This is a genomic window from Flavobacteriales bacterium (assembly GCA_013001705.1).
In the GTDB taxonomy this organism is placed as follows: domain Bacteria; phylum Bacteroidota; class Bacteroidia; order Flavobacteriales_D; family JABDKJ01; genus JABDLZ01.
Genome location: JABDLZ010000036.1, coordinates 1 through 12,901, shown reverse-complemented (window position 1 = coordinate 12,901; position 12,901 = coordinate 1). Strand labels below are relative to the sequence as shown.

Here is a 12,901-nt window from a genome sequence, read left to right as displayed (position 1 = left end):
ATCCGCCCATCTCTATCAAGGTCTGTGCTTCCCCGTAAGAGCCCAATCCCATGTCCACAGCCTGCACGCGCATAGCGTAATTTCCAGAATAGGCCTCTGTATCTTGACTGGTGCTCGTGGTCAATTGAGTATTGTCCGAATCCCAGCCCACAGGTTCCAGAGTAGATTGTGGAGTGACCTCCCACTCTTCGAATCCGCTATTGGGAACAGTTTGGGCCATCATCAATGATGGCAGAAGGATACAGATCGCAATTAGTTTCAGATGAGCCATGGCTTAAGTATTTGTTGGTCCTCTGAATATCGGAAAGCCCGACTGGATTCTGAAAACGATTATTTACGCTTATTGAAATCGTTCATCGTACGTGCGAGCCCTGCCCCCATGTAGGATCGGATGATCTGGCAAGCTCTATCGTAAAGTTCTGGGAGTTCTTCCAATTCCTCTCTCTCCCATTCTCCCAACACATAGTCCACTTGCTTTCCACGTGAGAATGTATCCCCGATCCCGAAGCGAAGCCGGGGGTACTGTGTCGTATTGAGAATGGCTTGGATGTCCTTCAGGCCATTGTGGCCCCCATCGCTCCCTTTACCCCGTAATCTCAAGGTTCCGAAGGGTAAGGCAAGGTCATCGGTAATGACGAGCACCTTGTCCAATGGGATCCTCTCTTCCTGCATCCAGTACCTGACTGCCTTTCCACTCAGGTTCATAAAGGTGGATGGTTTGAGGAGTATGGCCTTTCTCCCTTTGTGGCGATACTCGGCCACGTCTCCATAGCGTGAACTATGGAATTCAGCCCCTTCTTTCCCTTCTACCAGATGGTCCAATACTTGAAACCCTACGTTATGTCTGGTCTCAGCATATTTCGGTCCTGGATTTCCCAGTCCTACGATCAAATACTTCATCTCTTCGGTCTGTCACAAAATAAAGATTCCGCCCCGAGTGCTCGGAGCGGAATCCCTGATATCAAATATGATGCTAGGAGTATCAGCCTTCGGCCGGAGCTTCAGCAGCTGGGGCACCTTCGCCTCCTTCACCGCCTTCACCTTCTTCGCCTTCAGCTCCTTCTTCACCTTCCTCTTCTTCTTCCTCCTCATCGAGGGCTCCTCTTGCTGTCTTGACAGCAAATATCACCATGTCGTCAGGAGCAAGGATATTGAGTCCAGGTATCTGGAGGTCTCCTACGCGTATCTTCATTCCGATTCGGATCTTCTCGATATCCACTTCGATCGCATCTGGGAAATCCAAGGGTACTCCCTTGACGGCCAACTTCTTATTCGGGAAAGAAGGACGACCACCATTACGTACACCTATCGCATTTCCGCTCAAGTGTACAGGAAGGTCCATTTTTACCTCTTTACCCTCCATGACCTGAAGGAAATCCACATGTAAAATGCGGTCGGTCACAGGGTGGAATTGGATCTCACGGATGATTCCTTTGTATTCGCCCTCACCTTCTACGCTGATCTCGGCCAGAAATACATCTGGGGAGAATATGATCTTATTCAGATCTAGTTCTTTCAATGAGAAGTGTACCTGCTTATCTCCACCATAGATGACACATGGTGTCAATCCCTGGTCCCTGAGGGCCGCAGCATCTTTCTTCCCTACGTTCTCTCTTGGAGAACCGCTCAATGATACTGTTTTCATGATTTGTTATAAATGGGTTATGAAATGTTTGCTGATGGATTTATCGTTCAGCAGACGTCTGATAACGTCACCGAAGAGAGGTGCCACCGAGACCACCTTTATCTTACTTGATTCCTTCTGCAAGGGAATCGTATCTGTCACGATCAATTCTTTCAATTGCGATTCTTCCAATCGCTCATAGGCCGGCCCTGAGAGCACTGGGTGGGTGATGAATGCGCGTACCGATCTAGCTCCTTTCTCGATCAGCATATCTGCAGCCTTGGTCAGCGTACCGGCCGTATCGATGATATCGTCCACGAGGATGACGTCCTTATCAGTAACGTCACCGATCACTGTCATACTATCCACCTTGTTGGCCACTTTACGCTGCTTGTAGCTGATGGCCAGGTCCACGTTGAGCACTTTAGCATAGGCGCTGGCACGCTTGGTACCGCCCGTATCAGGGGCGGCCATGATCACATTGCTGATATCCAGATGCTCATTGATATAAGGCAAGAATATAGTGCTGGCAAATAGGTGATCGACCGGCACTTCGAAGAATCCTTGGATCTGATCGGCATGCAGGTCCATGGTGATCACACGGTCCACTCCTGCTGCAGCCAGTAGATTGGCCACCAATTTGGCACCTATCGCTACTCTGGGCTTGTCCTTGCGGTCCTGTCGAGCAAATCCGAAATAGGGTATGATGGCGATGATGCGTTTGGCAGAAGCTCGCTTGGCAGCATCGATCATCAGGAGCAGCTCCATCAGATTATCCGCAGGAGGTATCGTGGATTGTACGATGAATACATCGTTACCCCGCACAGACTCCTCGAAAGAAGGCTGGAACTCTCCATCGCTGAAGCGACTGATACGCACATCACCCAACTTCTTACCGAAATTGTCTGCGATGCGTTCAGCCAGTTCTGGCGTAGCGCTTCCTGAGAATATGGATACCTTCTTGAGCTTCAAGCTTTCTACCTTTTTATAAAGGGCTGCAAATGTACTTGATCCATCGCCTACTGCAAAGCTTTGTCACTACATTCAAAGTAGATATATTCGCAGCCCGTTTGGGGGATTCTACCTATACAAAAGCCCGGGTGGCGGAACTGGTAGACGCGCACGACTCAAACTCGTGTTCCGCAAGGAGTGTCGGTTCGATCCCGACCCCGGGTACTCTTGATGAAAGCTCGATGTCCATTTTCGGAGATCGGGCTTTTATTTTTCAGCCAAAAGGATCAGAGAGGGAGAGAAGTTTATGCTGAGCGTAAGCCGAAGTAATCCCGACTCCGGGTAATCTTGATGAAAGCTCGATGTCCATTTTCGGAGATCGGGCTTTTCTCTTTAGAATAAAATTCTTCGCTCGAGGAAGAGTTCTGTTCTCAGTCCTAGTATGTGAATTGGATGAAGTCGTTGACATAAGGCCCCTGCAGATCAACAACGCTTTTCCAATTCACACGGACGCCAGAACTCCTCTGATCCGAGCGTTCCTAAGCCATGAAGACCATCGGTAAGAGATAGGCACAGTATTCGTAGGCAATTGTCTTAATTTGCCTTGGGTAAAAATGAAAGGAGAAGATTTGGAAGAATTGGTAGACAAAGAACTCAGTCGCGAGACAGCCAAGCAGTTACGCTATGATAGGGCCTACCTGCGTATGGCCATGGAATGGGCGGAACTGTCACACTGTGAACGTAAGAAGGTAGGCGCATTGATCGTTAAGAATAGGATGATCATCTCGGATGGCTACAACGGGACTCCCAGTGGATTTGAGAATTACTGTGAGGATGAGGAGGGCTATACCAAGTGGTATGTGCTCCATGCTGAAGCCAACGCTATCATGAAGGTAGCGCGCAGCACACATGACATGGAGGGAGCGACCCTGTATATCACTATGTCTCCCTGTAGGGAGTGCAGCAAACTCATCCACCAGGCCGGGGTCAAGCGATTGGTCTACCTCCATCGATATAAAGACTATTCCGGATTGGAATTCTTAAATGAAGCAGGAGTGGAATTGGTCCAACTCCGAGAAGAAGACATTCAATGAACAGTAAATTTCAAATACTCTATCCCCTACTACTGGCCGGTGCGCTGGCCATCGGACTATTCTTGGGCATGGGCATAGGGGGTGACTCGCCCATCAACCCCACCATTTTCAGCGATAATGATGCTGACAAATTCGCCAAGGTGGTGCGCTTCGTAGAAAGCGAGTATGTGGACAGTGTCAACACAAGTTCTCATGTAGAGACCGCCATCCACGACTTCCTCCAGAATCTGGATCCTCACTCCTATTACATCAGCGCCTCAGAGCGCGCTGAGTTCTCCGAACCCCTCGAGGGAAATTTCGATGGGATCGGAGTGGAATTCAGAATCGTACACGATACGGTGATGGTCATCAATCCGATAGTTGGAGGCCCTTCTGAGACCGTGGGTATAATGGCCGGTGACCGTATCATACAGGTCGAAGACAGCGTCATAGCTGGAGTAGAGGTGACTACACGAACGGTGATGGAACTCCTGCGTGGCGAACGCGGAACCAAAGTCGATGTTAAGGTGCTACGCAAGGGAGAGGCTCTTGATTTCACCATCACCCGTGGGGAGATCCCTATCGTGAGTATTCCTGTGGCACTCGAGGTAGCGCCCAATACCGGCTATATCCGTATCAGCCGATTTGCACAGACCACCTATGAGGAATTCAAAGAGGCCATGAACACACTCGGTCCCGGTACCGACCGACTCATCATCGACCTACGCGGAAATGGCGGTGGCTATCTGAATCAGGCCATCTCTCTGGCCGATGAATTCTTAGGTACAGGGAAATTGATCGTATACACGCAAGGCCGTAATCAAGACAAGCGCACCTACGAGGCCACTCGTAAGGGGAAACTGGAAGATGTGGAGGTCATCGTATTGATCAATGAAGGTTCTGCCTCGGCCTCTGAGATCCTGGCCGGTGCCTTGCAGGACAACGACCGCGGAACCATTATCGGTAGAAGGAGTTTCGGGAAGGGATTGGTCCAGAATGAGATCGCTTTCGATGACAACAGCGCTATGCGATTGACCATCGCCCGATACTACACACCTACTGGCCGAAGCATACAAAAGCCCTATGGCAGTGATGTGGATTATGAGCATGATTACGTGGACCGCCTCGAGAGGGGAGAACACCTCAATGCAGATAGCATCTCCTTCCCCGATTCCTTGAAATTCATCACCCCTGGTGGAAAGACCGTCTATGGTGGTGGAGGTATCATGCCCGACATATTCGTACCGGTAGATACTGCTGAGTCGAGTGAGTTCCTCACCGATGTGCTCTATCACGGCATCATCACTCAATTCGCTTTCGATCAAGCAGACGCACAGCGGGAGATGCTCGCTCAAATGGATCCGCTGAGCTTCAATGACGATTGGTCTGTCTCGGAAGCCTTGTTCCAGGATTTCTTGGAGTTCGCTGAAGAGGACGGATTCAGTCCGACCTTAGGAGAACTCTCTCGATCGCGTAGCGAATTGGAGACCCGCATCAAGGCCGGTATCGCCCGGGTCATATGGGGCGAGGAAGGCTACTTCACCGTGTTCTTGGAATCGGATGATGATTTCCAGGCGGCCATGAAGCATTTCTCAGCGCTTGCGGCTCTTCATTGAGATTGTCTGCTGGATTGTACCTTTGAACTCCTTATTCAACCCATAAAATATTATCACAATGGCTTTTACACTTCCTGACTTACCCTATGCATTTGACGCACTCGAACCGCACATCGATGCGCGTACCATGGAGATCCATCACGGCAAACACCACAACGGATACACCACTAAACTGAATGCGGCCATCGAAGGCACCGACCTGGAAGGGAAATCCATCGAGGATATCCTGACCGGACTGGATATGAGCAATAATGCAGTGCGCAACAATGGAGGAGGCTTTTATAATCACAGCCTCTTCTGGAAGGTGATGTCACCTAATGGTGGTGGTGAACCCAGTGGTGCGCTGGCCGATGCGATCAATGATGCCTATGGTTCATTCGATGCTTTCAAAGAGAAATTCTCATCAGCTGCAGGAAGCCGATTCGGTTCTGGATGGGCTTGGCTCTGTGTCCATGATGGAGGTAAAGTAGAAGTATGTTCTTCCCCCAATCAGGATAACCCATTGATGCCTGGTGTAGGTTGCGGTGGCCATCCGATCCTAGGCTTGGACGTATGGGAGCATGCCTATTACCTCAACTATCAGAACCGCAGACCTGATTACGTCTCTGCTTTCTTCAATGTCATCAACTGGGATGAAGTAAGCAAGCGCTACGAGGCTGGAAAGTAAGTTGTCACGAGACTGACAAATGAATTTTGAAGCCCCGGCCTTGAGTCGGGGTTTTTTCTTTCTATGTAGACCCTGAAACACATGGTATACGTTCCTACGCTCTGTCGACCATCAATTACCGTGCTCACCGCTTCCTATCACTTGCCTCCACGATCATGCTGCGGGTCATGCGGTTGACCGGAATCCAGGAGAAGGCCAGTGCGATCGCCATCACAATGCAGAAGACCATTACCACATCCCGCAACTTGATAATGACCGGATAGAAATCGACTATCCCTCCCTGCAACCTCACCAGCCCGACCGTATCCTGCAGATAACAGAGGAGTATCCCTACTCCGAGTCCGATGATGGCTCCAAGACCTGAGATCAACATCCCCTCCAAGAAGAAGATCCTCCGCAAGGTCTTGACAGGTGCGCCCATGCTGTGGAGCATGGACAGGTCGTGCTGTTTGTCCAGCATGAGCATAGTGAGCGAGGCGAGAATGTTGAATACCGCGATAAGGATGATGAAGCTCAATATGAGTATGGTCACCAAACGTTCGGATTCATTGGCCTTATAGATCACTGCATTCTTCTCATATCGTGTAGTGGCAATGATCCCCGGAGCTAGCATGGCTGTCAGCTCGCGCTGGAATTCTTCCAAGTTTATGTCTTCTTCCACCTCCACTTCAATAAAGGTGCTCCTTCCGAAGTAGTCCATGATATCACGGGCAAAATCGATGGGTACCAAGAAATACTCGGAGTCGTATTCCATATTGATACTGAAGATCCCCCCGACCATGATACCCTCACTCTGAAAGGCCTTCTCCCTGCTCCGTGAGATCTTCTTGCCCATGCGTGGGGCATTGACGATAAGCGGTTGAAGGGTCTCTGAGAACAATCCCGCATCCAACTCGAGCATCACCTTATAGCCGAGGATGGCCCTGAAGGATTCCTCATCGCTCAATAGGTCGGACCCTTGGAAGATACTCTCATCGAGACCCGTGGCTTTGAGGTAGCCATCTGGCACACCTTTCATCTTAGCGACACGCTGCCGATCACCGAAGGTGAGCAACACATTCTCCTCGATGACCTCGTGATGGACCAGATAGCCATCCAGCGCCTGTATAGCATCCAGATCCAGACTGTCCATGGGAATGGATTTGCCCCGCTCAGGGCCGATGATGATGTCCCCATCAAAGGAGCTATATAGGTCATCGACCAGGGCATCGATCCCATTGAAGGCGCTCAGCACCACCACCATGGCCGCGGTCACAAAAGCGATGACCACCACAGAGATGCCCGTGATGAGATTGATCACGTTGCGAGATTTCTTAGCGAAGAGATATCTTCTGGCTATGTAGAATGGGAAGCGCACTATTCAGGGCTGCGTTATTTGTCGATAGGGATACCGAAGAGGGTCATTACTCATTCGTCTTGAACAAATGAACGCATTCCTTCAAACAAGCATCGACTTACAACACTAGACTACTTCCAAGCCTTGACCACCAGTCCGGTACCGGTCTTGTGGCTCATGCTCACGTCCATCCAATTGAGAATGAAACTGATGGGATAGGTGATCAGGAAATAGAAGGGCAAGAGGATGAAGAAGAGCTTGCTCGCATTCAGGGCACGCATGGGGTAGTACATGCTCAGCTTCCAAGCGATCTTGCCCGGTGTGCCATATTGATAGCGTGCATCCACCTTGGTGAAGCCTACCGATCGGATCTTGTCCTCGATCTCTTGGATATTGTATCCATCGCGTGCATGCTCATCGATAAATCCTTTGACCTCTCCCTCGCTGTGTTCATCGATACCACTGCCTCCCTGATCGGATGGGGTGGAGATGAGCAACATGGCTTCGGCCTTCATGGAGGTGTAGTAATTCTGAAACACCTGTACATCATCTTCGATGTGCTCCATCACATCCACACATACCACCAGATCATAGGTCAGCGGTTGTATGTACTGGGTAAGATCTCCCACTTGAAAGGTCACATTCTCTCCGCGTCCGATCTCTTCGAAGAAGCGATTGCAATCGGCCACTTGCTCTTCTTTGACATCGATGGCGGTGATCTCCCAGGTGGGGTTCTTCTTGTTCATCCAGTAGGTGTACTGGCCGAAACCGGCACCACCATCCAGCACTTTCAGATCCTTCTTCTTCCACCCACTGAAATTCCGTAATTCCTTATGCACATGCCATGCACGCAATAGGAGGAGGTCCAGCAGCCCGTAGAATACTTTTCTCAGAAAGGGGGTCTGGTTGAAGACACGGCCCAGGCTTCTTTTGATCGGATCGTATTCCATAACTATTTCAGAAGGTCATTGATCTTTTGCGCGTAGTCCAGCGAGTCATCCAAAAAGAACATCAGCTCCGGGGTCTTGCGCAATTGCTTGCCAACCCGCTCTCCCAAGAGCTTACGGATGAAGCGGTTGCGCTCGTTGAGTTCCTCCACCACCTGTTGCTTGTCCACCTTGTTCATGATACTGATATAGACCTTGGCAGAACCCAGATCGGGACTGATACGGACCACGGTGACAGAGATGAAGAGACCACCGAAATGCTCTTTCATCCCCCGTTGGAAAATCGACCCTAATTCGTTCTGGAGCAGGGCGTTGATGCGTTCTTGACGTATACTTGGCACGGCCGCGAAGGTAGGATAAAGAGCTATATCTGTCACGCTGGATACCGTGCTGGAAGTAAGGCACATACCGATCGTGCCTCAATATCGTTTCTTTGCCCTCGGATCATGCATCAGTGAAAGGATTTCTACGAATACTCGCTTATCTCAAAGGATACAAGACTGAGGTCGCTCTGAACCTGCTGGCCAACATCTTCTTCGTCCTCTTCAACCTACTCTCACTCCTGCTCTTCATTCCATTCTTGGATCTGCTCTTCAGCGAGGCTCCGGCCGTTGTAAGCGACCCCCCTGCTTTTGCATTCAACAAGGAATTCTTTGAGGATTTCTTTGCCTACCACATGAGCCAGCGTATCGCTGAGGGTGGTCCGATCCATGCCCTGGCATTCATCTGTAGTTTGACACTCCTTATGTTCTTCTTGAAGAATGTCTCCCGATATCTGGCCTATCTGGCCCTGGCCCGCATACGTCAAGGGATAGGCAGGGACATTCGCAGGGATATCTATCACAAGATCATCGCTCTGCCACTGGGATTCTTCTCCGATGAGAAGAAAGGCGACATCATGGCACGCAATACCGCTGATGTAGCCGAGGTGGATATGTCGGTGATCGGTTCTCTGGAAATGATGATGCGCGACCCGCTTAATATCATGCTCTCCTTTGCGGCCATGTTGATGATCAGTCCACCCTTGACCTTGTTCTCACTCATTCTCATGCCGGTCTCGGGATTCATCATCGGGCGTATCTCCAAGAGCCTGAAACGCACATCGCGCAAAGGGCAGGATAAGCAAGGTGAACTCCTCTCCTACTTGGAAGAGACCTTAGGTGGCCTGCGCATCATTAAGGCATTCAATGCCGAAGGGGCGGTCAAAGAAGGCTTCGGCCGGCTGAACGAATCCTTCCGCAGGATCAGCATCCGTCTCCTTAACAAGCGGGACCTGGCCTCTCCCTTGAGCGAATTCTTAGGTGCCTGTGTGATGGTAGGAGTAGTCTGGTATGGAGGAAGTCTGATCCTCGGTCAAAAAGAAGATGCGCTATCGGGCAGTGAATTCATCGGCTTCATCATCATCTTCTCCCAAAGTCTGCGTCCGATCCAGAGTCTGGCGAAGACATTCAGCAATATCAATAAAGGGCTCGCCTCAGTAGAGCGCATCGATGCCATCAAGGATGCCGATGATCAGATACACGACCCGGTATCTCCCAAGGATTTGAACGGTTTCGAAAAAGCCATCCGCTATGAAGGACTGCACTTCCGCTATACCGATGCTCCGGTATTGCGAGGCATAGACATAGAGATCAAGAAGGGACAGACCATCGCTCTCGTGGGTGAATCGGGCGGAGGGAAATCCACTATTGCAGACCTACTTCCCCGATTCTATGACCCACAGGAAGGACGGGTGAGCATAGATGGTGTGGACATACGCGATGTCCGATTGAAGGACCTGAGGAGATTGATGGGAGTGGTATCGCAGCAGGCCATTCTCTTCAACGATACTGTACGCAGTAATATCACATTGGGCTATGAGGCTACCGATGAAGAGGTGGAACAAGCGGCCCGTATCGCCAATGCACATGAGTTCATACAGACCATGCCATTGGGATATGATACGACCGTGGGAGATGCGGGAGGAAAACTCAGTGGAGGTCAGCGCCAGCGGATCAGCATAGCCCGGGCCGTACTTCGCAATCCCCCTATCCTCATCTTGGACGAGGCCACATCTGCACTCGACACCGAGTCAGAGCGACTGGTACAGGATGCCTTGGAGCACTTGATGAAGGACCGTACCACCTTGGTCATTGCCCACCGCCTTTCCACTATCCAGCATGCGGATAAGATCCTGGTCATTCAGAATGGCCGCATCGTAGAGTCAGGGACTCATGATGAATTGCTTGCTGCAGGCGGTCAGTACAAGAAGTTGAGAGAGATGCAGGGCTGACCCTGCCATTACTTCCCGAATCCAGAGCTCAGTATAGGAAGTTGTTATACGGGAATCGCACTGCGTGAATGGCCTTGACCCGCTCATAGAGCACCTCGCGCAGTTCTTCGATATTGATCTTCTTTTGGGCTGATATGAAGATCGCCCGATCGCCATCTAATTTGGCCATCCAGGTCTTCTTCAACTCATCCAATAAGTGCTCGTGGTGCTCATCGGGGATGATGTCGCTCTGCTCATCCTTATATGCATCCAGCTTGTTGAATACCACGATGGTCTCCTTCTCATCTCCTACGATCTCGCTCAGTGTGGCTTTCACCACATCATACTGATCCTCGAAATTGGGATGGGAGATATCCAGCACATGCACCAGGATATCGGCCTCTCTGACCTCATCCAAGGTGGATTTGAAACTCTCGATAAGCTGGGTGGGGAGTTTACGTATGAACCCTACCGTATCACTGAGCAGGCAAGGCACATTGTGTAAGGTGATCTTGCGCACGGTGGTGTCCAAGGTGGCAAAGAGCTTATTTTCTGCAAAAACATCGCTTTTGCTCAGCAGGTTCATCAGGGTGCTTTTACCCACATTGGTATAGCCGACCAGCGCTACGCGCACGAGAGCTCCGCGATTTCCACGCTGAGTGGCCATCTGCTTATCGATCTTCTCAATCTCCTTCTTGAGCTTGGCGATCTTCTGTTGGATGGCCCGTCTATCGCTCTCTATCTGGGTCTCCCCAGGTCCGCGCATCCCTACCCCTCCTTTCTGCCGACTGAGGTGTGTCCACATACGCGTCAGGCGTGGAAGGAGATACTCGTATTGTGCAAGTTCGACCTGTGTCTTGGCATGAGCGGTACGCGCTCGCGAGGCGAAGATGTCCAGGATGAGATTGCTCCTGTCCAGGATCTTGACCTTGAGCTCCTGCTCGATATTCCGGATCTGTGTGGCGCTCAGGTCATCATCGAAGATGACCATGTCGATCTCGTTCTCTTTGACATATTCCTTGATCTCCTGCAGCTTTCCAGAACCGATGAAGGTGGCCGGATTGTGCTGTTTGAGGCGCTGTACAAATCGTTTCTCGGTGAGACAGCCGGCCGTCTCGGCAAGAAAAGCCAATTCATCGAGATACTCTTTGACCTGCTCATCATCCTGCTGATCATTGATGACTCCTACCAATACGCAGGTCTCTTGAATGAGATCGGTCGAGATGGGATCGGGTTTCATTGACGTTCTCCTTTTCTATACCGTTTACCATCAAAAGGCAGGCCTAAGAGATCCCCCAGATGATCGTCCCGTTTGTCAAAGACATCCAGGCCGTATTGGATCCGATCCTTCTCCAGTTCGGAGTAGGTACCGAATATGCGGTCCCAGAAGGGGAAGATGTTTCCATAGTTGGTATCGGTGTATGGCAATTCAGCATGATGATGCACTCGATGCATCCCTGGGGTGATGAGCACCCATCGCATGCTCTTCTCCAGCCAGGCGGGTAGTTCCAGATTGGAATGATTGAATTGAGAAAGGAAGACGCTCAGACTCTGGTAGACCATCACCATCCACATAGGCGCTCCCGCCACCATGACTGCCACTAGCGTGAACACTGCCCGGAACACACTTTCTCCCGGATGGTGTCTCAGTGCAGAAGTGCTATCCACCTGCTCATCACTGTGATGGATGACATGGAATTTCCACATCCAGTGCACCTTGTGCTCCATCCAGTGGATCAAATAGGCCCCTACGAGGTCAAGGATCATGAATCCGATGATGAGCTGAGCCCAGAAGGGCAGTTCGATCAGGTGCAGAACTCCCCATCCTTCAGCCACGAATAGATCGCTGGTCTTGACGATCAGCACCGCAAAAGCAAAATTGACAATGGCCGTAGTGAAAGTGAAGAAGAGATTGAGCCCGGCATGCTTCCACTTGTTGTAGGTGAAACGCACAATGGGGAGCAGCCCTTCCAGCATCCAGAAGAACATCAGCCCAGAGACCAAAATGACCGTCCGGTGAGAAGAAGGAATGTCTGAGAAATATGCGATCAGATCCTCCAAATCAGAACCAACCGTAGTGCGCCATGCCTTCCCTGAAGGGCCAGGGGATAGAGATGAGAATAATGATCAAAGCAATACCATAGAGGACCTTGACCGCCTTGAACTTGGCTGCATCGCTGGTCGCACGTTTTATTCGTCCATAGCCCATGGTGATCAACAGGATGGCGATGACCATACCCAGCGGATGTTCCAAGGAACGGAATCGCAACAGCGCATTACCCATCTCACCCAATTGACCTTGATAGCCCCGCATGAAATACAAACTGAATCCCAAAAGCAATTGCACGTGGGAGATGATCATGATGAAAAGAGCCATCTTCCTATCTTTCTCAAAGAATCGTTTGGCAGAACCGATGACCGATTTGGTCACTAGTA

General features: G+C 50.6%; 14 protein-coding genes and 1 tRNA gene. 5 read left to right on the top strand and 10 right to left on the bottom strand.

Going from position 1 to position 12,901, the window contains the following annotated elements:
* The 4 genes from HKN79_01215 to HKN79_01200 form a co-directional block, all read right to left on the bottom strand.
* A partial coding sequence (locus HKN79_01215) for a hypothetical protein (GenBank protein NNC82169.1) occupies positions 1 to 271 on the bottom strand: 271 nt, incomplete at its 3' end.
* Positions 272 to 330: 59 nt separating this feature from the next.
* On the bottom strand, positions 331 to 900 hold the full coding sequence (locus HKN79_01210; GenBank protein ID NNC82168.1) for an aminoacyl-tRNA hydrolase: 570 nt from the start codon (positions 898 to 900) through the stop codon (positions 331 to 333).
* 82 nt (positions 901 to 982) lie between these two features.
* Entirely contained in the window at positions 983 to 1,645 is a 663-nt protein-coding gene (locus HKN79_01205; GenBank protein ID NNC82167.1) for a 50S ribosomal protein L25, read from the bottom strand.
* Positions 1,646 to 1,651: 6 nt separating this feature from the next.
* A complete protein-coding gene (locus HKN79_01200; protein NNC82166.1) occupies positions 1,652 to 2,596 on the bottom strand; it encodes a ribose-phosphate pyrophosphokinase in 945 nt (314 codons plus the stop codon).
* Positions 2,597 to 2,718: 122 nt separating this feature from the next.
* On the opposite strand from HKN79_01200, the gene HKN79_01195 reads away from it, so the two are divergent.
* The 4 genes from HKN79_01195 (at position 2,719) to HKN79_01180 (ending at position 5,931) form a co-directional block, all read left to right on the top strand.
* Positions 2,719 to 2,800: transfer RNA gene (locus HKN79_01195), tRNA-Leu, on the top strand.
* A gap of 389 nt (positions 2,801 to 3,189) precedes the next feature.
* The gene (locus HKN79_01190; protein ID NNC82165.1) at positions 3,190 to 3,669 is read left to right on the top strand and encodes a dCMP deaminase family protein; all 480 of its coding nucleotides are present in this window, start codon (positions 3,190 to 3,192) and stop codon (positions 3,667 to 3,669) included.
* A complete protein-coding gene (locus HKN79_01185; GenBank protein NNC82164.1) occupies positions 3,666 to 5,264 on the top strand; it encodes a S41 family peptidase in 1,599 nt (532 codons plus the stop codon). The genes HKN79_01190 and HKN79_01185 overlap by 4 nt, the downstream gene beginning before the upstream one ends.
* Positions 5,265 to 5,322: 58 nt before the next feature.
* The gene (locus HKN79_01180; GenBank protein ID NNC82163.1) at positions 5,323 to 5,931 is read left to right on the top strand and encodes a superoxide dismutase; all 609 of its coding nucleotides are present in this window, start codon (positions 5,323 to 5,325) and stop codon (positions 5,929 to 5,931) included.
* Between the two features lie 124 nt (positions 5,932 to 6,055).
* Here HKN79_01180 and HKN79_01175 read toward each other — a convergent pair whose 3' ends face one another.
* From HKN79_01175 to rbfA, 3 genes are all read right to left on the bottom strand, one after another.
* Positions 6,056 to 7,231, bottom strand: coding sequence for an ABC transporter permease (locus HKN79_01175; GenBank protein ID NNC82162.1), 1,176 nt, complete (start codon positions 7,229 to 7,231; stop codon positions 6,056 to 6,058).
* 167 nt (positions 7,232 to 7,398) lie between these two features.
* Positions 7,399 to 8,217, bottom strand: coding sequence for a class I SAM-dependent methyltransferase (locus HKN79_01170; protein NNC82161.1), 819 nt, complete (start codon positions 8,215 to 8,217; stop codon positions 7,399 to 7,401).
* A gap of 2 nt (positions 8,218 to 8,219) precedes the next feature.
* Positions 8,220 to 8,555 (bottom strand): 30S ribosome-binding factor RbfA, encoded by a 336-nt coding sequence (rbfA, locus tag HKN79_01165; GenBank protein NNC82160.1) that lies wholly within the window; start codon positions 8,553 to 8,555, stop codon positions 8,220 to 8,222.
* 113 nt (positions 8,556 to 8,668) lie between these two features.
* On the opposite strand from rbfA, the gene HKN79_01160 reads away from it, so the two are divergent.
* On the top strand, positions 8,669 to 10,486 hold the full coding sequence (locus HKN79_01160) for an ABC transporter ATP-binding protein (protein NNC82159.1): 1,818 nt from the start codon (positions 8,669 to 8,671) through the stop codon (positions 10,484 to 10,486).
* A 28-nt stretch (positions 10,487 to 10,514) separates the two neighbouring features.
* Here the strand turns inward: HKN79_01160 and hflX are convergent, their stop codons facing one another.
* The 3 genes from hflX to HKN79_01145 all read right to left on the bottom strand — a co-directional run.
* A complete protein-coding gene (hflX, locus tag HKN79_01155) occupies positions 10,515 to 11,705 on the bottom strand; it encodes a GTPase HflX (protein NNC82158.1) in 1,191 nt (396 codons plus the stop codon).
* Positions 11,702 to 12,526: a sterol desaturase family protein gene (locus tag HKN79_01150; protein ID NNC82157.1), complete on the bottom strand. Its 825-nt coding sequence runs from the start codon at positions 12,524 to 12,526 to the stop codon at positions 11,702 to 11,704. Before HKN79_01150 ends, hflX begins: the two co-directional genes overlap by 4 nt.
* A 1-nt stretch (position 12,527) precedes the next feature.
* The coding region (locus HKN79_01145) for a cytochrome B (protein ID NNC82156.1) at positions 12,528 to 12,901 on the bottom strand (374 nt) is incomplete at its 5' end.